Source organism: Sphingomonas parva (ex Maeng et al. 2020) (assembly GCF_004564275.1).
GTDB lineage: Bacteria > Pseudomonadota > Alphaproteobacteria > Sphingomonadales > Sphingomonadaceae > Allosphingosinicella > Allosphingosinicella parva.
In genome coordinates this window covers 1-19,051 of sequence record NZ_SPDV01000095.1, presented here as the reverse complement: position 1 = coordinate 19,051, position 19,051 = coordinate 1, and the positions used below count along the sequence as shown (strand labels likewise).

The following is a 19,051-nucleotide window of genomic DNA, read 5'->3' as shown; positions in this document are numbered from 1 at the left end:
GGAGAGGCCGAGCGAATGGCGGGGTGAATCGACGAAGCGATCGCCAATCCGGAGCGGGTTCACCACCGGCAGGCCGAACGAGCCGACGATCGCCGGATCGAGCCGGGTGAAGGCGGTGTCGAGCCAGCCGTAGCTCGCCGCCAGCGTCAGCGACGGCGACGGCGACCAGGTCCCTTCCAGCTCGATGCCGCGGCTCCGCCCGGCCGCGGCGTTGATCGTGCGCGGGATGCCGGATTCGAACACCACCACCTGGATGTCGTCGTAATCGGCCCAGAAGGCGGTCGCACGCAGCGCCGCCCTGCGATCGCGCGAGCGCAGGTGGAGGCCGAGCTCCCAGCTGCGCACCGTCTCCGGCGCGAAGGCGGTCGGGGCGGCGATCGGCGCGCCGTAGCGCTGGTTGAAGCCGCCCGACTTGAAGCCGGTCGAGAAGGATCCGTAGACGCGCACCTCCGGCCGTGGGGCATATTCCACGATCACGCGCGGCGTCAGGCGCGAGAAGCTGCGCGCGGCCCGCGGATCGGCGGCGACCGGCGCCCCGCCGACCAGGAAGCCGCGGAGATCGATCCTCTTGCGGTCCCGGGTCCAGCGCAGCCCGGCGGTGACGGAAAGCCGCCGGGTGAGCGCGAGCGTCGCCTCGCCGAAGGCCGAGAGGCTGCTATTGTCGATCCGCACGCCGTCGCCCGTCGCATCGATGCGGAAGATGTTGGGGCAGACGGGCAGAGCGAGCGGCTGCGGCAATCCGGTCGCGCCGGACAGCAGAGTGCAGCCGAGGCCGAGCGCGTTCACGATCCGGAACGTCTCGTCGATCAGCGGCGCGGTGCCGCGATCTCTCCCCTCCTCCGAGAAGACATGGCCGCCGGCGACCCATTGCAGGCGCCCCGCCTCGTCCTTGAGCTGAAGCTCGTGGCTCCATTGATGGTGGTCGAGCCGATTGGCGGTGTCGACGATCACCAGCGGCGAGCTGTCCGGATCGCGCCCGAAGGCGGCGTCGAAAGCGCGCCAGGCGGAGGTCCAGCGCAGGGAGATCGGGCCGGCGTAATCGAGCGTCGCGCGGACGCCGCCGCCCTCGAAGCGGGAGCCGGTGGGGCCGGTGGCGAAGGTGACGTAAGGATCGCCGCTGATCCAGCGCGCGTCGATCGGCGTAGTCGAGGCGGGCAGGGTCGGCATCGCGATCAGGCCCGGTATGCCGCAGAAGGGGATCGGGAAATCGGGCCGCTCGCAGGGCGCGATGCCGTCCGGCCCCTCGATCAGATTGTTGTAGAGCAGGCCGGCGAACAGGGTCGACGCGCCGCCGAGGCCGGGCGGATCGACCGAGCGCAGGGTCGCGGGCGGAGACTGATCGTCGCGTGTCGCATAATCGCCGGCGAGATCGGCGGTGAGCCTGCCGCGCGTCCAGCGCAGCGCGGCGCGGCCCTGCAGCACGTCCTGGCCGCCGAGCCCCTCGCCCGCAGGCTGGCGCCGGGCATAGGGTCCGTTGCGCCGCCAGGAGAGCGCGACGCGCGCCGCGGCCGCGCCGCCGAGCGGCAGATTGGCGACGCCGCGCCCGCCGACGCGCTCGAACGATCCGCCCTCGAGCACGACCGAGCCAGACTGCTCGCCAAGCGCCGGGGCATGGGTGAACAAGGCCACCGCGCCGCCGATCGCGTTGCGGCCGAAATTGGTTCCCTGCGGGCCGCGCAGCACCTCGATGCGGGCGATATCGAGCAGGTCGAACGCGGAGCCGGTGCTCCGCGCGATGTAGACGCCGTCGACATAGACGGCGACCCCGGGATCGGTGGCGAAGACGAAATCGGACTGGCCGATGCCGCGGATGAACACCGAGGCCGAATTGGCGCTGCCGCTGAGCGAGGCGGTGGAATCGAACGAGGCATTGGGTGCGAAGCCGACCAGATCGCCGACCTCGACCGCGCTGCGCGCCGCGATCTCGGCTTCGTCGAAGGCGCTCGCCGCCGCGGCGCTGTCGTGCAGCGTCTCGGCGCGCCGGCTGGCGGTGACGATGATCGCCTCGCCCGGCATCTCGGCGGCGGGCGACGCGGGCTGCGCCGCCGGCTGGGCGGGCAACGGAGCGGCCCCCGCCAGCCAGGCCAGGACGGGAGCCGCCGCGAGCGTGCGCGCGCGCCGCTCAGGCCGGAGCACCGACGGTCGCCCGGTGAAAGGCGAATGTGTCGAACATCTCGGTCAGGCGGCTGACCCCGCCGTCGCGCAGCTCGCAGACATCGATCAGCGGCGAGCCCATCTCGGCGCCGCTCGCTCTGTGGCGCAGCCGGCAACGGCCGACCATCACCAGCGCTGTGCCGTCCGCATCGACGATCAGGCGGTCGGCAACATGCTCGAGCAGATCGAACGCGCCGAACATGTCGGCGAAATAGCGGCGCGCGCCGTCGCGGCCGCGGTAGAGGCCGCGGACCGGCGTCGAGCCGTCGTCGGGCAGCAGGGTGCGGATCTCGACGTCCTCGGTGAAGGTCTCGAGCACCTCGTCGAGATTGCCGCCCAGGGTCTCGCCCCAGCGGCGATAGGCCTGCTCGATCCTGGCGAGGGCGGGACTGGAGGAGAAAGAGGAGTGCGGCATATTGCGTCTCCCGATCAGGCGGCGGATGATAGCAGATCGCCGCGCGCCGCCCGGCGCGAGCCGCTCCGTTCCGGACCTTGTCGTCACCGCCCGATCATGGCGCCGCGCCCGCGCCACCCGCGTGACGCCGATCACGCCGGCGTGAAGAATTCCGCCACTGGAGGCGCGGCGCGATCGGGTGCAGGATGCGGGAAAGGCGGCGCGCGGGAGCAGGCGGTGAGCGACGAGCAGGAACCGGACGAGACGCCCTGGAAGGTCAGCGAATATCGTTTCGAGCCGCCTTTGTGGTTCGACCTGCTGTTCAAGCCGTCGGCGGTGTGGCCGCCGCTGACGCTGGCCGCGCTCGTCCTGCTGATCCACTGGCTCGCCTGACCGCCCGGCGGGAAGAGAGGAGACACGATGTTCGAGAGATTGCGCGCGATGTTCGGCGGGCGGGCGCCGGCACCGACGGCCGCGACCGCGCCGGACCCGATCCCGGCGGTCGCCCCGGAGGCCTATGCGGCCTTCGGCGAGGAAGAGCTGCTCGCCTGGCTGCAGCAGCGTGGGCCGGACGATTGGCACCGCAGCGCCTGCAGCTGGAACTGGGACCAGGATTTCGCGCCTTTGCTCTGGATCATCCGCCAGCCGGAGTGCGACGCGGGCACCGCCATCACCCTCTTCGCGCGCGGCGAGCCGAGCTATTATGCCCAGTTCGAGACGATGGCGGCGCTGGAGGCCGGCGCCGGCTATATGATGGACACGGTCCGCTTCCTGATCGAGATCTGCGAGCGCTGGGCGGCGGGCCAATATCAGCATTACGGCTTCCGCCCCGACGCTTTGCCCCACCTGACCCCAAACAGCCTGCCGTGGCCGGTGCCCGACAGCCTCGCCCAGGCCGAAGCGCATGGCGAGGAGCTCGATTTCAGCGGCTGGACCGAGGGCTATCCGCCGGAATTCTTCGAGCGCGGCTGACCGACCTCGGCAGGACCGTCGCCTTGCCGCATCGGTCGGCGCGCGTCATGCTGCGCTTCGGCCGAGGGGGAGAGGACGATGGCGAGACGCTATGAGGAGGCGCCGCGGGCGCGGTTCGCGATCCGGCATGTCGACGGGATCGAGCAGATCCGCATCCCGGCGCGGCGCAGTGCCTTCGTCCTGGTCTTCCTCTGCATCTGGCTGGCCGGATGGACGGCGGGCGGCGTCGCGGCCCTGTATGAGGTGGTCCGCACCGGTGATGCGTTCCTGTTGCTCTGGCTGACCTTCTGGGCGGTCGGCTGGCTCTTCGTTGCGGCGACGATCCTCTGGCAGCTGAGCGGCGCCGAGACGATCGCCGTCGTAACCGGCGATCTCGAGATCGGCCACCGCATGCTCGGCCTCTCGCGGCGCCGTTATTATCGCGGCGCCGAGATCCGCCGCCTCGCCGCGGAGGCGCCGGCGCCGCTTGCCGCCCGCATGCAGGCGGCGCCGCCGCCCTTCCTCGGCATGCAGGGCGCCGGAAGCATACGCTTCGATTACGGCGCCCGCACGATCCGCGCCGCCGCCGGGCTCGACAGGCCCGAGGCCGAGGCGATCGTCGCCCATCTCCGCGCCCGGCTGCCGCTCGCCGCGGTGGAGCCCTGAGCGAGGGCCGCGGCCGGTCAATCCTCCGTCAGCGCCTTGCGGAAATACTGGACCCGCTCGGTCGGCACGAAGCCGAGGCGCGGATGGACGGCGAGGCTGCGCCGGTTGGCGAGGAGGACGTCCGAGGTGAGCTCGGCGAAGCCGCGCGCCCGGCACCAGTCCTCGACCGCCGCGACCAGCGCCCGGCCGATGCCGCGGCGGCGCAGGTCCGGATCGACCCACCAGCCCTCAAGATGGGGGCACGGCGCCTGCTCGCCGCCGTTCACGTAAGGACGGATCTCGACCTGGGCGAAGCCGCCGAGCCGGCCGTCACCGCCCTCCGCACGCTCCCAGACGAAGATGGCCCCGCGGCCGAGCACGGCGCCGTCCTCGTCGGGCCAGAGGTTCGTCATCAGCGCGATCACGGCGTCGCGATCCTCGGCGCGGGCGATGCGGACGGGCATTGGCGCCTCCCTGCGATGGTGCGGACCGCCCCCTGCGAGGCGGCCCTTCCCCGTCTAGCGCGCGGCGGCCGCGGACGGGAACCCCGGCGTCAGTCGCCGCGCGTTCCCTCCTTCACGGCCGGCCAGTCCGGCTCGGGCGCGCCGCGCGTCTTCCACAGCGACGCGAGGATGCCGGCGGCGATCAGCGCAAGGGTGACGCCGAGGCTCAGGATCGGCGGGAATTTGTCGCCGCCGAGCAGGAAGTCGGCGACGAAGATCTTCGAGCCGATGAACACGAGCACCGCCGCCAGCGCATATTTCAGATAATGGAAGCGGTGGACCATGGCGGCGAGCGCGAAATAGAGCGCGCGCAGGCCGAGGATCGCCATGATGTTCGAGGTGTAGACGATGAACGTGTCGGTGGTGATCGCGAAGATCGCCGGCACGCTGTCGACCGCGAAGACCAAATCGGCGAGGTTGATCACCACCAAAGCGAGGAACAGAGGCGTCGCCGAGAGCGCGCGTCGGCCGGTCGCCGGATCCTCGGTGCGCACGAAGAAACGCTGGCCGTGCAGCTCGCGCGTCACCGGCACGTGGCGAGAGATGAAGCGCAGCACGGGATTGCCCGCGACGTCCATCGGCGCGTCGCCGGCGAAGACCATCCTGATCCCGGTGAAGATCAGGAAGGCGGCGAACAAATAGAGCACCCAATAGGCCTCGGCGACCAGCGCCGCGCCGCCGGCGATCATCAGCCCGCGCAGCAATATCACCGCGAGGATTCCCCAGAGCAGGGCGCGATACTGGTAGCGCGCGGGAATGGCGAAATAGGAGAAGATCAGGCTGATCACGAAGATGTTGTCGATCGACAACGCCTTCTCGATGAAGAAGCCGGTGAAATATTGCATCCCCGGCTCGGCGCCGCGGGCGTGCCAGATCCAGGCGCCGAACAGCAGGGCGACGGCGATGTAGAAAGCGGAGAGCTTGAGGCTCTCGGCGATGCCCATCTCGCGATCCTCCTTGTGGAGGATGCCGAGATCGAAGGCGGTCAGTGCGGCGACGAGGCCGAGGAAGCTCAGCCACAGCCAGGCCGGCGTGCCGAGCCAGTCGGCGAACAGGAATTCCATGAGGTCGCTCCTCTCGATCAGGGGTCGATCGGAGGATCCGCGGCTGTCGGGTGGGCTGGAGGCCGGGCCGTCGTGCATCGGATCGTCCGATGCGGTCCGACATCACGCGCTCGCAGACGAGACGCGCCAGAGGGGCCCGGGCCGCGGCACGGATCTAAGGGCGGCCCGCGGCGGAATCAAGCGCGCGGCGGCTGCGGTGCGCGCGGCGGCGCCTCAGCCGGCGCAGGCGCGGATCAGATAGTCGAAAACCTCGGCGAAGTTGCGCGTCTCGTCCGGCAGGTTGAGCTCGAAGGTGACGTTGTCGGCCGGCCGCCGCATGGTCAGCGCCAGGCTCGTGCCGTCCGGCCGCATCGCGGCGACGCCGCTCCAGTCGACGATCACCTCCGCCTCCTCCTCGAGGACGAACTTCGTCCGGCAGCGCCCGGCGTGCGCCGCCCGGCTGATGTCGTACGTCAGCCCCTTGTGGGTCAGCGTGAAATTCTCGTTGTACGGATATCTCTCGACATCGGCCTGGGTGCTGGCGATCGCCGCCTCCCGCTCGCTCTGGGCGCCCGCGAGCGCCGCCAGGGCGATCAGCCCGGTCCCGAAGATCATCGACTTTCCCCCCAAGGCGAAATGCCTGTGTGTCGTCCCCTATCAGCCCGGGTGCGATGCGCACAATCGCCCCGCGCGAGGACCTTCCCGTGCCGGGCTCAGCCGCCGTTCCCAGGCGGCGCGGGCGGCGCGGGCGGCGACGCCTCGATGCGCTCGGCCGGCGGCGCGGGCGCGGCCGGCGGCGCGGAGGCACCGACGTCGGCGACCGACTGGATCGCGCAATTGCGCAGCCAGCGCTCGTCGCCGCTGCGGTCGATCCGCTGGCAGCCGACGGTCACGACCTGGCCCGGCCGCAGCCGCGTCGCCTGCTCGTGCGAGGCGCGGATCAGATCGGCGCCGAACTGGCCCGCCGGATCGGACGTGCCGAGCCGCAGATCGGGATCGCCCTGCCCGTCCGGCGCGATCCGCACGAACGGTCCGGTGACCACCATCTCGCGGTGGCGGTAGAGATCGTCGGCCGCGTCGGGATCGTCGCGATAGGCCTGGATCAGCTGCTGCACCGGGACGATGGCGGCGCCGCGCGGCCCCTCGCGGCTCTCGCGGGACTCGTGGCTGTCGCCGTTGATCCGGATCGGGAACCAGTCGCCCTTGCCGACCACGCCGGCGGCGAGCAGCAGCGCTGCGCCGATCACCAGCACCCGCGCCCGATTCCGCTTCAATTCCTCCTCGGACCGCCCCTCCGGCCCGGCGTCGCCCCCGCCGCCGCGCCCGCGCAGCTTGGCATGGGTCGGCGCCCCGCAATGCGGGCAGAACTCGCGGAACGCAGGCACCTCCCCGGCACATTCCCGACACTGCACTGGCCGTCTCCCCTGGTCCGCGATGTGTATCGCAGAGATAATACACCAAAGGCGGATTTTCCACCGGTACGCGGGCGCGGGCAATGGTGAAACGGTCCGCGCAGGAACAGGCGCGGACCGGGAGGAGCTGGTTGCGGGGGCAGGTCAGCGTCGGCGCGCTCGTGATCGAGGCCGCGCCGACCGAGTGTCACGGCGCGAACGCGAGGATGAAAGGCGCCACTTCCGACACACGCGTGTACACCCCGTACTTCAGCCTCCGGGCACATCCCTCCCCCCAGCTGACGACCCCGACGAGCCGCGCATTCGGGCCGAGATCTCGGACCAGCGGACCGCCGCTGTCGCCCTGGCAGGAGTCCTGCCCGCCCTCGCGGACGCCGGCGCACAGCATTCGAGGCGTGATGCTGGCCCCATAGCTTTCCGGGCTGCTGCACGTGCCGGCATCCACCAGCGGCATGGTGACTCCCATCAACTCGTCCGACGAGCGGCCCCCTTCGGAGAGCGCGCCCCAGCCACTGACGGTTACCTGCATCGGCGGATTTGCCGGATCGGAGTCGATCGGAATGGGGCGCCCCAGGGTGCTTCCTTGAGCGAGCTTCAGAATGGCGACGTCGTAATCGAGGTTGGTCGCATTCCATTGCGGGTGCACCGCGAGCGACTTCACCTTGATCCGCTCACCGCCTTCACCAAAGAAGGCAGTGCCGGCCACGATGTCGAGGCGCAGGGGATCGTTCTTGACGATCGGATTGTCGATGCAGTGCGCTGCGGTGACGACCGTATCCGGCGCAATCAGAGTCCCGCCACAAAATTGATAGCGGTTCGCGGCATAGCCCTTGACGAGCGCAACCTGCCAGGGCGCCGTCGCAATGTCGAACGGATCGCCGCCGACGATCCGCGGATCCAGCCGAAGAGCGGAGAGATATCGCTGTTGCTCCGCCGCCGGGAGCTTGGACAAGTCCTTCTGGATTGCCTTGACGTCGGTGGGGGTCAATCCCCGATCCTGGGAAACGATGACGTCGAGGTGGTTTGGTGCTGCCGACGAAGCCGCCGGCGCGGTGAGAAGGAGCAGCGCGATCCAACATGCAGGTTGGGTTCTCATGGTCAGTCTCCCTGATGGGCGATCACGAGCGACCGCTTATGCTCCATGCCCGCGCAGGCCTCCGATGACGCGTGACGGCCGTCACGGTGCGGGAGAGCGCGGCGATCCACCCGCTGAGGCATGCGCGATTGCCCAGTGCGCGCATCGGCGCCACAAGGACGGCAACGAGGGAGGGGCAGATGGGCAAGGGGCGGCTCGAGGCGTTCAGCGACGGCGTGATCGCGATCATCATCACGATCATGGTGCTGGAATTACGGGCGCCGCACGGCACCGACTGGGCCGAGCTCGCCGGCCTGCTGCCGATTTTCCTGAGCTACGTGCTGAGCTTCGTCTATCTCGGCATCTACTGGAACAACCACCACCACATGCTGCACGCGGTCCGCTCGGTGACCGGCGTCGTGCTGTGGGCGAACCTCCACCTCCTCTTCTGGCTGTCGCTGATCCCGTTCGCGACCGCCTGGATGGACGAGAACCATTTCTCCTCGAAGCCGGTCGCGCTCTACGGCGTCGTGCTGCTGATGTGCGCGGTGGCCTACAGCCTGCTCGCCGCCGCTTTGGTGCGGCACGAGGGCGAAGGCTCGACCCTGGCGACCGCCTTCGGCCGCAGCCGCAAGGGCCGGCTGTCGATGCTGGGCTATGCGGCGGGGATCGGCGCCGCCTTCGTCGCACCGGCGGTGTCGCTGGCGCTCTACGTGCTGGTCGCGGCGGCGTGGTTCGTGCCGGATCGCCGGGTGGAGAGGCTGGTGGGATGAGGTAGCCGCAGAGAGGCGAGCGACGTGATAATGCAGGCGGAAGCAGGCCATGTTCGGTGGAGCCCCAGCAATAGCCCGTTTCCCTAGCGGAATCTTCTGCTCTCTGAACTTGCATAGACTAGAGACGATGCGTTAAGTCAGTCTCTGCAGTGAGGGCGTTCGCATGGAAGACGTTATCTCGTTCGTTTTTAGCGGAAAACTGGCACATAACAACGAAATGGATTTCTACGAAGCAGCCCGGTTCCAGTATGCTGCGTCGAGGCTGACCGTTAAGCTCGACAAGTTCAGAAGAACTGGTGAGTTTCCTAAGAAGGTTACCAGGCAAAACAACACTGCTATCAACCTGAGGCCGTACAGACCTGGGTCATTCGGCATTGACATCATAGGGCCTGCCCTAGCAACTCTCCCCCCATTGCTATACGAGCTGCCGATTACGTCTTTGTGGACGTATGTTATCGAGAGAGTTTTCAAGCCGGCAGAGAGTGACACCATAAAGCAAGCGCTTCAGACACAGGCTGATCTCATACGCGTGTTTGATGCGTCTATTGCGTCATCAGATCGTCAGGCCACAATGACTCTACAAATGCTGGAAAGACAGATAGCACAGGAACGAGAAGTCAACGAAGAAGTTAGGGAATTGTATGAACGACTCCTCGCAGAAACACAGAGACGTTCTTACCTTGAGGCCCACCAAGAGGTCTTAAACAAGATAACCCCTGAGCAAGATGCTGAACTCGTTACCATGGCCACCCCGCTCCTCAAGGAGATTGCGGTACCCCTGAGGAGGAGCGCAAGCTTAGCAAGCGTAAATATTTCCGACAAATACGGAAGGCGACGAGTTCTTTCGGCTACCCGGCGAATGGCGGACGAGGTCGAGACTATCCGGATAGATCCACAGATCACGCCGGTACGGCTTGACATCGTCCAGTATAACAAAGAGAGTGGATGGGGCAAGTTCAGAAATCCTGAGTTTGACGGCCAGACGCCGTTTTCGGTGCCCGCAGATCGGAAAGAGAACCTGAAGTCAAAATTGACGAGGGCAATGAACAAAGATGAGGTTTTTGTTCTTGCATATTATGTTAGAAGCGTCACCGGAAAAAAACTCAGGATCATTATCACGGATTTTGTGGAAGATGAGGCGTAGCCAACACTGAAGATAAGGACGAACATCATATTGGCGTCTTCACGCACGAATTATGCGCCCTCATTAGCTGTCATCAAGGTCACCAAATTTAACGTTGGTTCTGGCCACCGCGATACTCCCTTATTATGCGACCGCGGACCTCCGCGCAACTTAACCACCTCCAAGAGCTGCTCGCCTTGTCCAGCATACATGGACGCGCGGGTGGTGCCTGCCAGATGCTGAGGGGCAAACGCATCGCTTCGATATGAACTCGGCCGTGATGAAGCACGCCAAGTTAACTGCCTACCCCCACCTCCTCGTGACAGCACTCGCTTGAGGCGCCCGAGAGCGGACCGGACTGCCAGCCGCTGCCCTGAACGGAGCCTGCAATCGGGGCTAAAGCGGATTTCTTAGCGCTGAACCCTTGCTCAACGCGCCCCCATCCAGCGCTGCAGCCGAACCTTAAGCAGGCTCACCAACTCGGGCTGCATGTACTCGTAATCATCGGGGATGCCGAGCACGACCAGCTCCTTTCCTTTCATCTGCGCCCGGAACTTGCTGTTGATGCGGTGGCGGTGGGTGCGCTCCATCGCGATCACCACGTCGGCCCAGTCGATCAGGTCGCCAGTCAGCGGCTGCTCGGCGTCGTTATTGGTGCCGGCCGAGATGGCCTCGATGCCGTCGATGTTCTGGCAAATCGCTTCCGCGGTCGGGCTGCGCAGGCGGTTCCGGGAGCAGACGAAGAGGAGGCGGCGGGGGCTTTCGGACTGCACTTCCGGCGGCTCAGTTGGCTGGTCTTCGGGCATGCGGCGCATAGGCACCAGCAAGCGTGCAGGAGCAAGGCCTGAGGAGTGCGTCGTCACCCGCACAGCCTCATCGAAGTGCACCGTGGCCTGCACTTCCCTTGTCCGCTGAAGGAAAGAAGGAGTCAGAGGCCTGCTATGGGGCCCCCTCCACCACCCTTCGGGTGGTCCCCCTCCCCGTGCCGGGGAGGATCTTGGCGCCTGCGCGGGTCACGCCCCTCCACCAGCCGTCGCCTTCGGCTATGGCTGGTCCCCCTCCCCGAGCCGAGCTCGGGGAGGAATGGGAACCTTACTCCGCGGCCTCGCGCTCCGCTTCCGCCGGCGCCGCAGCCTTCTTCTTCCGCCCCTTCTTGGGGGCTTCGACAGGCTTGGCCCGAACGGCGTTCGAGGGGTTCAGCAGCGGCTTGAGGTAATGGCCGGTGTAGCTCCGCGGCTCCTTGACCACCTCCTCGGGCGTACCCTCGGCGACGATCTCGCCGCCCTTGTCACCACCCTCGGGCCCCAGATCGAGCACCCAGTCCGCGGTCTTGATGACCTCAAGGTTGTGCTCGATGACGACGACGGTGTTACCCTGCTCGACCAGCGCGTGCAGCACCTCGAGCAGCTTCCGCACGTCCTCGAAATGCAGGCCGGTGGTCGGCTCGTCGAGGATGTACAGCGTCTGCCCGGTCGCGCGGCGTGACAGCTCCTTCGCCAATTTCACGCGCTGGGCCTCGCCACCGCTGAGGGTCGTCGCCTGCTGGCCGACCTTGACGTAGCCCAAGCCGACCTCCGCCAGCATCGCCATCTTCTCGCGGATCGGCGGGACCGCCTTGAAGAATTCGTGGGCGTCCTCGACGGTCATGTCGAGCACGTCGGCGATCGACTTGCCCTTGAACTTCACCTCCAGCGTCTCGCGATTGTAGCGCTGGCCGTGGCAGACGTCGCAGGTGACGTACACGTCGGGCAGGAAGTGCATCTCGATCTTGAGCAGGCCGTCGCCCTTGCAGGCCTCGCAGCGGCCGCCCTTGACGTTGAAGCTGAACCGGCCGGCCTTGTAGCCGCGCGCCTGGCTCTCCGGCAGGCCGGCGTACCAGTCGCGGATCTGGGTGAAGGCGCCCGTGTACGTCGCCGGGTTCGAGCGCGGGGTGCGGCCGATCGGCGACTGGTCGATGTCGATCACCTTGTCGAGATAGTCGAGCCCGGTGATCTTCTCACACGGGCCGCAGACCACCCGCGCGCCGTTCAGCTGGCGGGCGGCGCCGGCGTAGAGCGTGTCGATGGTGAAGCTCGACTTGCCCGAGCCCGAGACGCCGGTGATGCAGGTGAAGGTGCCGAGCGGGATCGACGCGGTGACGTCCTTCAGATTGTTCGCCCGCGCCCCCTTCACGGTCAGTTTCTTGCCGTTGCCCCTGCGCCGCTTCGCGGGCAGCGCAACCGCGCGGCGGCCGGTGAGGTAATCGGCGGTCAGGCTGTCCTGATTGGCCAGCACCTCGTCGAGCGTGCCCTTGGCGACGACCGTGCCGCCGTGGACGCCGGCGCCGGGGCCCATGTCTATCACGTAATCGGCGGTGCGGATCGCGTCCTCGTCATGCTCGACGACCAGCACGGTGTTGCCGAGGTCGCGCAGCCGCTTGAGGGTGACGAGCAGCCGGTCGTTGTCGCGCTGGTGGAGGCCGATCGACGGCTCGTCGAGCACGTAGAGCACGCCCGACAGGCCCGAGCCGATCTGCGAGGCCAGGCGGATGCGCTGGCTCTCGCCGCCCGACAAGGTACCCGAGGTGCGGTCGAGGTTCAGATAGTCGAGCCCGACGTTGTTGAGGAAGCCGAGCCGCTCGTTGATCTCCTTGAGGATCGCCCGGGCGATCTCGCGCTGCTGCGGATTGAGCTTCTCCTCGAGGGTCGAGAAGAAATCGAGCGCGTGGCGGACGGCGCGGCGGGTCGCCATCGAGATGTCCTCGCCGGCGACCTTGACGGACAGGGCCTCCGGGCGGAGGCGGGCGCCCTTGCAGGTCTCGCAGGGCGCCGCCGATTGATATTTGGAGAGCTCCTCGCGCATCCAGGCGCTCTCGGTCTGCAGCATGCGGCGGTTGAGATTGCCGATCACGCCCTCGAACGGCTTGCGGACGTCGTAGCTCTTGCGGCCGTCGATGAAGGTGAGCGTGACGGGCTTGCCCTTGGTGCCGTGCAGGATGATCTCGTGGATCTCCTCCGGCAGGTCGTTCCACGGCGTGTCGAGGCTGAAGCCGAACTCGCGCGCAAGGCTGCCGAGCACCTGCATGTAATAAGGGCTCGGCGGGTTGGACTTGGCCCAGGGCACGACCGCGCCCTTCTTGATCGAGAGGTTCTCGTTGGGGACGACCAGCTCCGGATCGAACAGGAGCTTCTCGCCCAGGCCGTCGCAGGCCGGGCACGCGCCCTGCGGCGCGTTGAACGAGAACAGCCGCGGCTCGATCTCGGCGATGGTGAAGCCGGACACCGGGCAGGCGAATTTCTCGGAGAAGACGATGCGGCCGGGAGGGGCATTGTCCATCAGGACTCCGCGGGTCTCGGAACCCCCTCCACCAGCCTCCGGCTGGTCCCCCTCCCCGTCCCGGGGAGGATCGGCCGGGTCCATGTAGACCAGGCCCTCGGCGAGCTTCAGCGCGGTCTCGAGGGAGTCGGCAAGCCGCGTCTCGATGCCTTCGCGCACGACGAGGCGATCGACCACCACCTCGATGTCGTGCTTGTACTTCTTGTCGAGCGCCGGCGCGTCCTCGATCGCGTAGTACGTGCCGTCGATGCGGACGCGGGTGAAGCCCGTCTTCTGCCACTCGGCGAGCTCCTTGCGATACTCGCCCTTGCGGCCGCGCACGACCGGCGCGAGCAAATAGAGACGGGTGCCCTCGGGCAGCGCCATCACCCGGTCGACCATCTGCGACACCGTCTGGGCGGAGATCGGCAGGCCGGTCGCCGGGCTGTAGGGCACGCCGACGCGCGCCCAGAGCAGGCGCATGTAGTCGTAGATCTCGGTGACCGTCGCGACCGTCGAGCGCGGGTTGCGCGAGGTCGTCTTCTGCTCGATCGAGATCGCCGGCGAGAGGCCCTCGATGTGATCGACGTCGGGTTTCTGCATCATCTCGAGGAACTGGCGGGCATAGGCCGAGAGGCTCTCGACGTAGCGGCGCTGGCCTTCCGCGTAGATGGTGTCGAAGGCGAGCGACGATTTGCCCGAGCCCGAGAGGCCGGTGATCACGGTCAGCGTCTCGCGCGGAATATCGACGTCGACGTTCTTGAGATTGTGCTCGCGGGCGCCGCGGACGGAGAGATGGGTGAGCATTTAGGCGGCGACCTTCCAATCGAATGCAAGCGGCGCCTCGCGGAAGGCGAAGCGGTCCAGGTGGGTGGCGAGCACGGACTTCATACGCTCCAGCACCTCTGCGGTTTCGGCCTCGAGCGTCACGGCGAGCGCGGCCGGGCCGGCGGCGAAGCGGGCGAGCGCGGCATCGAAGAGGACGCTGCCGGCATCGCCGTCGAGGTGCGTCTCGAGCTTGTGCGACCAATGCTTCAGCAATTGCTGCATGTACTTCGCGCCATGCGCGGTCGGCACGTCGGCGGTCTCGATCACCATCGCTCTGTTCCAGATTTGTTCCCGGGGTGCAAGAGCCTGCGCCCGGCGCCGCTCCTGCGCGGGGGATGGGGGCGGGAGGCGCGGATCGCAAGGTGGCGGTTGGCGCGCGGGGCGTGACGGCCGTCACGCGCAGCGAGAGCGCGCACGTGGCACATGCAGAGCTTCAGAAAGGAGCAGCGTCATGGCTACTTTGAGAATTGAGGCGCAGCCGAGTGCGGGCCTCAAGAGCTATACGCTTGTCGTGGACGGTCATCCCGTTCCGATGCGGAGCGACCACAAGGGGGACGTCGCCGTCCACGGCCAGTGCAACGACGGGTCGAGGCACCTGCTCAACTACACCATGTTCGGAGCCACAGGCGACACGCTGGCGGTGACGATCCTCTGTGCCGGCCACGCCGTCTGTCAGACGGCGGACCAGATCGTCGCGGGTAGCGAGCCTTACGGCGCCGGATGGGAGGATTTCACGCTATGATCGGCGCGGCCAAACCGTATCTCGTCGCGCTGCTCGCCGCTGGCTCGCTGATCCCCACCGTTGCCCTGGCGCAGGCGGCGCCGGTTCCCCTAGCCGACCCTCTTCCGGTCGGAGCTCCCCATGACCGGTTCGGTCGCCTCGAAGACGCCGAAATCCAGCTCACCGGGGGTACCGGCGACGGAAGCGCGTCGCTCGCTCTCAACATCGCGGACTGGGAGGTCCGGGGGAATTCTACCGGAACCGCCGTCATGAAGGGCGAGGAGACGTTGAGCTTGATCGTCTCGACACCCTGGGACGGCGAGAAAGATGCGCTTCCGGCCACGCTGGATGGTCTTGCGAACGGCACGAAGCTGACAGTCCGCTGGGGCCGCTTCATGACCTCCACCCGGACGGCCGGACCGACCGCGAGAGCGATCGAGATCGTGGAGGCCGGCCGCGCAACGTGCCGCGGCAAGGTCGACGTCGAATTCGCCGGCAAGGTGCCCTCCCCGATCGCGCCGGATGCCACGCCGGAGCAGATTGCAGCGTTCAAGGCGCGGGTGAAGAAGTACGAGGACGATCGCGCGGCTGCCATCAACGGGTGCAATACGATGGGCGAGAACCTGCTCGTCGGCACCCATAATCCGAATCGCATCCGGGAGTTCGTCGCCGAGATGATCCCCTACGACGCCTACGAACTCGGCTTCGAAGGCTCCGTCAGCCGCGCGGAATTCGAGTTTCTCGATCCGGTAACGCTCACCCCGCAATCCGACCGCAAGGTGCAGTGGAGCCTCAAGGGGGTCTACAACCGCTATCTTCGCAGTTCGAAGACCGCAATCCTGGCGTCGGTCGGGTACCAACGCTCTTACAAGGCCGCCGACGAGGAAGTATTCTGCCCCCCCAACACCGGGGCCGGGGCGGTGAAATGCACCACCGGCTCCGGTGCGGCGCCGGAGAAAGATGAGAACCTTCTGCTTGCCCTCGGGCTCCGGCACCAGCTCGCCAGCGCGGGCAAGCTCCGTAACATCGCCATTGCACCGCTGGTGACGTACGACGCGCTGGACGATGTGTTCGGGGTCGATGTGCCGGTTTACTTCGTGCCGCGCGATGATCGCCGGCTGAACGGCGGCATCCGCTTTGGCTACCGCTCGGACACTGATGATTTCACGTTCGGAGTCTTCATCGGCACCGCTTTCAGCCTTCATCCATAGGAGGGATTCATGAGCATCGCGTGGTGGTGCGACGATTACGGAGCGCTGACCTTCATCCTCGGTGTCGTCTTCGTCGTGGTGGCGCTCGGCTCCGCAATTGCCGAACTCATTGCCTGGGTCAGGACGCAACTCGCGGCTGCCAAGGCGGCGCCCATGGCTGCTGTCGAGACGGCCGACAGCTTCGATCCGATCGCCGTTCTGCAAGCGTTGAAGGGCGTGCTCGAGGCCTTGAAGGGCCTCCCGGCCTGGATCGCCATCTTCCTTGGCGGCCTGGCACTGCTAGGGCTGACTACGCAGCAGCCGGAAGAGTGCAAGAAGCAGGAGACGTCGGTCGGCGCACCATCAACGACTGCTTCGGCGCCGAACGCGGTAACCACGACGACCAGCACCACGACAACCACGAAGTCGGTTCCAACGCCGGGCACCGGCAAATGAGCAAGCTGAACGATCATCCGCTCATGCGCACCCTCCCCCTCCTGCTGCTCGCCTTCGCCGCTCCTGCCCTCGCGCAGACCGAGCAGCACCAGGTGCCGCCGAACCAGCGCGAGCTGGTGCGGGACGGGCTTGCGGTGTTCCGGTCCGACGAGGGCGGGCCGATCCCGACGCCGACCTACAGCGCCTATCGGATCGCGCTCATGCTCGAAACCGACAAGCCAGCGCTCTACTTCACCTACAAGCACGACAATCAGTTCACCCAGACCTACCGCCTGCTTTACCTTGCTCAGCCGGTCTACGCCTTCCGGCGCGACGGGCCGATCCTGTTCCCGCCGCCGCCGTTCCAGGGCAATTTTCGCTCGGACGGCTTCGTCATGGGCGTCGCGCTTGGACTACCGGAGAACTCCGCAACGCCGCCCGTGACCGCGTGGCTGCCGCTGGGCAGCGTCAAGCTGCGCACCGCGCCCTGACCGATCCCGGCGGCGTACGGTCCCGCCGGCGTTGAACGGCCCGAATGCCGGACCCGGGGCAGCCCTTCGCCCAAGTCCCGCGAGCCGCGTCCAATGATCGTCATCCCGGCGCAGGCCGGGATCTCCGCGCGGACAGGCGCAGGCGTGAATGGAGCGCTCCACGGGCGGCGGCGATCGTCCTCGACGAGATCCCATTGATCCAGGCCGCCGCTCCCCCGGAGCGGCTGTGGAGTGCCGGGGGCACTCCACACCTGGTCAATTTCGCCGGGATGACGGACTGGGGCTGAGCTTTCGCGCGAGCCGTCACGCGCGGCCGCCCCCTCCGATCCCGCCATTCCGGACGTGTCTCCCGCGCCCCGGTCGCTACCGGCGGCACGGTCCTTGCGGTAGACTGTGGGCTCGCAAGGGGGCCGGGGCGCCGCTTTCCTGCACGCCGATCGCCGACCGCCCGAGGATGGGGAGAGGGATGATGGCACGGCTTTGGCTCGGCGTGGCGGCGGTGGGGCTTTCGGCGGCGATCGGCTATGGCGGGACGGCGCAGACGCCCGCCAAAAAGATCGGGCCGGTAGCGGTCGATCCGGCGATCAAGGCGAAGCTGCCGCCCGGGCTGCTGCTCGTCCGCACCCGCAAGTCGATCAATGCGCTCAGCGCCGCCGAGCTCGCCAGCCTGCGCCGCGGCTTCGCCCAGATGATCGCCTGGAACAGCGCGCCGCGCGACAGCGCCGATTTCCGCCGCAGCCTCAAGTTCTGGGCCAACATCCACGCCTATTTCGGGGCGCATTGCCGCGACGTCTCGGGCCTCTCCAACGCCGGGATGAGCGGCCTTTCGGCCCAGAGCGACAGCAATCCGACCGAGACCGCGACCTGGTGCACCTGCAAGCACGGCAGCAACCAGTTCCTCACCTGGCACCGCATGTACCTTTATTATTTCGAGCAGGTGCTGCGTCAGGCGTCGGGCGATTCCAGCCTTACCCTGCCGTATTGGGACTATGAGGCCGACGCCCATATTCCCGCCGCCTATCGCGCCGCGACCTGGGTGGACGGCGGCACCACGAAGCCCAATCCCCTGTTCGTCGCCAACCGACAGGCCGAGCTCAATGCCGGCACGGCGGCGATCGATCCCGACCTGGTCGATCCGTCCGGCGCCATGGCCCAGACCAGCTATCTGCCGTTCAACTCGGCGATCGAGGGCACGCCGCACGGCAACGTCCATTGCGCGACCGGCGTCGCCGGCTGCCCGACCGGCTATATGGGCTCGGTGCCGGCGGCCGGGAACGATCCGATCTTCTACAGCCACCACGCCAATATCGACCGGCTCTACGAATGCTGGCTGCAGGGCGATCTTGCCGCCCGGCTGCCGACCGGCGCGCCGACCACCGCCAGCTACAGCTTCGTCAACGGCAGCGGCGCCCAGGTCACCCGCACCGCCAGCGACATGCTGACCACCCAGCAGCTCGCCTATCGCTACACCGCCGGCGGCGGCTGCCCGATCCGCTTCCACCTGCCGCCGATCGTCTGGCAGGAGGTGCCGTGGCGGAGGATCCCGATCCTCGGCCCGACCCCGGTCGAGCGCGGCATCACCCGCGCCCCGATCCGCCTCCCGGCCGAGATGCGCGCCCAGATCGTCGGCACGGCGGCGAACCCGCCGACGCGCCAGGCGACCCTGGTGCTCGAGGGTCTGCGCTTCGACGAGATCCCGCGGGTGATGTTCAAGGTCGCCCTGCAGGGCAAGGACGGCAAGCAGGCGACGGTCGGGGTGATCAACTTCTTCAACGAGACGGCGCCGCCGCATCGCGACACGAACGACATGGCCGGCATGGCGGCGCCCGACGAGCGCCGCTTCGAGGCGACGGCGGCGCTGCGCGCGCTCGGCGGCGAGGAAGGGCAATTGGTGCTGATCCCGACCACCGGCCTGGCCGGCGGCAACGCTCAGGCGGCGGTGCAGACGATGAGCCCACGCACCAACCTGCGGATCGGCGGCGCGCGGATCGAATTGCGCTGACGGGGGGGGGGGGGGCG

At 67.6% G+C, this 19,051-nt stretch carries 20 protein-coding genes; 10 read left to right on the top strand and 10 right to left on the bottom strand.

Going from position 1 to position 19,051, the window contains the following annotated elements; genetic code table 11:
* On the bottom strand, window positions 1-2,136 hold a 2,136-nt coding region (locus E2493_RS20620), incomplete at its 3' end, for a TonB-dependent receptor (RefSeq protein WP_135090624.1).
* Entirely contained in the window at window positions 2,123-2,569 is a 447-nt protein-coding gene (locus tag E2493_RS20615; protein ID WP_135090622.1) for a nuclear transport factor 2 family protein, read from the bottom strand. The genes E2493_RS20615 and E2493_RS20620, both read right to left, overlap by 14 nt.
* 216 nt (window positions 2,570-2,785) lie before the next feature.
* On the opposite strand from E2493_RS20615, the gene E2493_RS21495 reads away from it, so the two are divergent.
* The 3 genes from E2493_RS21495 to E2493_RS20605 all read left to right on the top strand — a co-directional run bounded on the left by E2493_RS21495 (window position 2,786) and on the right by E2493_RS20605 (window position 4,165).
* Window positions 2,786-2,941 (top strand): hypothetical protein, encoded by a 156-nt coding sequence (locus E2493_RS21495; protein ID WP_167737673.1) that lies wholly within the window; start codon window positions 2,786-2,788, stop codon window positions 2,939-2,941.
* Between the two features lie 27 nt (window positions 2,942-2,968).
* Window positions 2,969-3,520, top strand: a complete 552-nt coding sequence (locus tag E2493_RS20610; protein ID WP_135090620.1) for a DUF4274 domain-containing protein — start codon at window positions 2,969-2,971, stop codon at window positions 3,518-3,520.
* Window positions 3,521-3,598: 78 nt separating this feature from the next.
* A complete protein-coding gene (locus tag E2493_RS20605; RefSeq protein ID WP_135090618.1) occupies window positions 3,599-4,165 on the top strand; it encodes a hypothetical protein in 567 nt (188 codons plus the stop codon).
* Window positions 4,166-4,182: 17 nt separating this feature from the next.
* On the opposite strand, the gene E2493_RS20600 is transcribed toward E2493_RS20605, so the two are convergent.
* The 5 genes from E2493_RS20600 to E2493_RS20580 all read right to left on the bottom strand — a co-directional run bounded on the left by E2493_RS20600 (window position 4,183) and on the right by E2493_RS20580 (window position 8,198).
* A complete protein-coding gene (locus tag E2493_RS20600) occupies window positions 4,183-4,608 on the bottom strand; it encodes a GNAT family N-acetyltransferase (RefSeq protein WP_135090616.1) in 426 nt (141 codons plus the stop codon).
* Window positions 4,609-4,697: 89 nt separating this feature from the next.
* A complete protein-coding gene (locus E2493_RS20595) occupies window positions 4,698-5,711 on the bottom strand; it encodes a TerC family protein (RefSeq protein ID WP_135090614.1) in 1,014 nt (337 codons plus the stop codon).
* A gap of 213 nt (window positions 5,712-5,924) precedes the next feature.
* A complete protein-coding gene (locus tag E2493_RS20590) occupies window positions 5,925-6,305 on the bottom strand; it encodes a hypothetical protein (protein WP_135090612.1) in 381 nt (126 codons plus the stop codon).
* 98 nt (window positions 6,306-6,403) lie between these two features.
* A complete protein-coding gene (locus E2493_RS20585; RefSeq protein ID WP_225421628.1) occupies window positions 6,404-6,964 on the bottom strand; it encodes an OB-fold putative lipoprotein in 561 nt (186 codons plus the stop codon).
* Between the two features lie 325 nt (window positions 6,965-7,289).
* Entirely contained in the window at window positions 7,290-8,198 is a 909-nt protein-coding gene (locus tag E2493_RS20580) for a serine protease (protein ID WP_135090608.1), read from the bottom strand.
* A gap of 179 nt (window positions 8,199-8,377) precedes the next feature.
* Between E2493_RS20580 and E2493_RS20575 the strand changes: the two genes are divergently transcribed.
* Both E2493_RS20575 and E2493_RS20570 read left to right on the top strand, forming a co-directional pair.
* Window positions 8,378-8,950: a TMEM175 family protein gene (locus tag E2493_RS20575; protein WP_135090606.1), complete on the top strand. Its 573-nt coding sequence runs from the start codon at window positions 8,378-8,380 to the stop codon at window positions 8,948-8,950.
* 163 nt (window positions 8,951-9,113) lie between these two features.
* Window positions 9,114-10,094, top strand: a complete 981-nt coding sequence (locus tag E2493_RS20570) for a hypothetical protein (RefSeq protein ID WP_135090604.1) — start codon at window positions 9,114-9,116, stop codon at window positions 10,092-10,094.
* 407 nt (window positions 10,095-10,501) lie between these two features.
* On the opposite strand, the gene E2493_RS20565 is transcribed toward E2493_RS20570, so the two are convergent.
* The 3 genes from E2493_RS20565 to E2493_RS20555 all read right to left on the bottom strand — a co-directional run bounded on the left by E2493_RS20565 (window position 10,502) and on the right by E2493_RS20555 (window position 14,465).
* Window positions 10,502-10,879, bottom strand: a complete 378-nt coding sequence (locus E2493_RS20565; protein WP_135090602.1) for a low molecular weight protein tyrosine phosphatase family protein — start codon at window positions 10,877-10,879, stop codon at window positions 10,502-10,504.
* 286 nt (window positions 10,880-11,165) lie between these two features.
* On the bottom strand, window positions 11,166-14,174 hold the full coding sequence (uvrA, locus tag E2493_RS20560) for an excinuclease ABC subunit UvrA (protein WP_135090600.1): 3,009 nt from the start codon (window positions 14,172-14,174) through the stop codon (window positions 11,166-11,168).
* Complete coding sequence (locus E2493_RS20555) at window positions 14,175-14,465, bottom strand: DUF2218 domain-containing protein (RefSeq protein ID WP_191993032.1); 291 nt, start codon at window positions 14,463-14,465, stop codon at window positions 14,175-14,177. It lies immediately after the preceding gene.
* 181 nt (window positions 14,466-14,646) lie between these two features.
* Between E2493_RS20555 and E2493_RS20550 the strand changes: the two genes are divergently transcribed.
* The 5 genes from E2493_RS20550 to E2493_RS20530 all read left to right on the top strand — a co-directional run bounded on the left by E2493_RS20550 (window position 14,647) and on the right by E2493_RS20530 (window position 19,034).
* Entirely contained in the window at window positions 14,647-14,937 is a 291-nt protein-coding gene (locus E2493_RS20550) for a hypothetical protein (protein WP_135090597.1), read from the top strand.
* The gene (locus E2493_RS20545; protein WP_135090595.1) at window positions 14,934-16,127 is read left to right on the top strand and encodes a hypothetical protein; all 1,194 of its coding nucleotides are present in this window, start codon (window positions 14,934-14,936) and stop codon (window positions 16,125-16,127) included. The genes E2493_RS20550 and E2493_RS20545 overlap by 4 nt, the downstream gene beginning before the upstream one ends.
* A 9-nt stretch (window positions 16,128-16,136) precedes the next feature.
* Window positions 16,137-16,562, top strand: a complete 426-nt coding sequence (locus E2493_RS20540) for a hypothetical protein (RefSeq protein ID WP_135090593.1) — start codon at window positions 16,137-16,139, stop codon at window positions 16,560-16,562.
* On the top strand, window positions 16,559-17,032 hold the full coding sequence (locus tag E2493_RS20535; RefSeq protein ID WP_135090591.1) for a hypothetical protein: 474 nt from the start codon (window positions 16,559-16,561) through the stop codon (window positions 17,030-17,032). The genes E2493_RS20540 and E2493_RS20535 overlap by 4 nt, the downstream gene beginning before the upstream one ends.
* Window positions 17,033-17,501: 469 nt before the next feature.
* Window positions 17,502-19,034, top strand: a complete 1,533-nt coding sequence (locus E2493_RS20530; RefSeq protein ID WP_225421627.1) for a tyrosinase family protein — start codon at window positions 17,502-17,504, stop codon at window positions 19,032-19,034.
* Window positions 19,035-19,051: the final 17 nt, after the last annotated feature.

Excerpts from the sequence above, each read along its gene's own strand:
- E2493_RS20615 (WP_135090622.1), bottom strand. The coding sequence starts at position 2,569 with ATGCCGCACTCCTCTTTCTCCTCCAGTCCCGCCCTCGCCAGGATCGAG.
- E2493_RS20610 (WP_135090620.1), top strand. The coding sequence starts at position 2,969 with ATGTTCGAGAGATTGCGCGCGATGTTCGGCGGGCGGGCGCCGGCACCG.
- E2493_RS20605 (WP_135090618.1), top strand. The coding sequence starts at position 3,599 with ATGGCGAGACGCTATGAGGAGGCGCCGCGGGCGCGGTTCGCGATCCGG.
- E2493_RS20600 (WP_135090616.1), bottom strand. The coding sequence starts at position 4,608 with ATGCCCGTCCGCATCGCCCGCGCCGAGGATCGCGACGCCGTGATCGCG.
- E2493_RS20595 (WP_135090614.1), bottom strand. The coding sequence starts at position 5,711 with ATGGAATTCCTGTTCGCCGACTGGCTCGGCACGCCGGCCTGGCTGTGG.
- E2493_RS20590 (WP_135090612.1), bottom strand. The coding sequence starts at position 6,305 with ATGATCTTCGGGACCGGGCTGATCGCCCTGGCGGCGCTCGCGGGCGCC.
- E2493_RS20580 (WP_135090608.1), bottom strand. The coding sequence starts at position 8,198 with ATGAGAACCCAACCTGCATGTTGGATCGCGCTGCTCCTTCTCACCGCG.
- E2493_RS20575 (WP_135090606.1), top strand. The coding sequence starts at position 8,378 with ATGGGCAAGGGGCGGCTCGAGGCGTTCAGCGACGGCGTGATCGCGATC.
- E2493_RS20570 (WP_135090604.1), top strand. The coding sequence starts at position 9,114 with ATGGAAGACGTTATCTCGTTCGTTTTTAGCGGAAAACTGGCACATAAC.
- E2493_RS20565 (WP_135090602.1), bottom strand. The coding sequence starts at position 10,879 with ATGCCCGAAGACCAGCCAACTGAGCCGCCGGAAGTGCAGTCCGAAAGC.
- uvrA (WP_135090600.1), bottom strand. The coding sequence starts at position 14,174 with ATGCTCACCCATCTCTCCGTCCGCGGCGCCCGCGAGCACAATCTCAAG.
- E2493_RS20555 (WP_191993032.1), bottom strand. The coding sequence starts at position 14,465 with ATGGTGATCGAGACCGCCGACGTGCCGACCGCGCATGGCGCGAAGTAC.
- E2493_RS20550 (WP_135090597.1), top strand. The coding sequence starts at position 14,647 with ATGGCTACTTTGAGAATTGAGGCGCAGCCGAGTGCGGGCCTCAAGAGC.
- E2493_RS20545 (WP_135090595.1), top strand. The coding sequence starts at position 14,934 with ATGATCGGCGCGGCCAAACCGTATCTCGTCGCGCTGCTCGCCGCTGGC.
- E2493_RS20540 (WP_135090593.1), top strand. The coding sequence starts at position 16,137 with ATGAGCATCGCGTGGTGGTGCGACGATTACGGAGCGCTGACCTTCATC.
- E2493_RS20535 (WP_135090591.1), top strand. The coding sequence starts at position 16,559 with ATGAGCAAGCTGAACGATCATCCGCTCATGCGCACCCTCCCCCTCCTG.
- E2493_RS20530 (WP_225421627.1), top strand. The coding sequence starts at position 17,502 with ATGGCACGGCTTTGGCTCGGCGTGGCGGCGGTGGGGCTTTCGGCGGCG.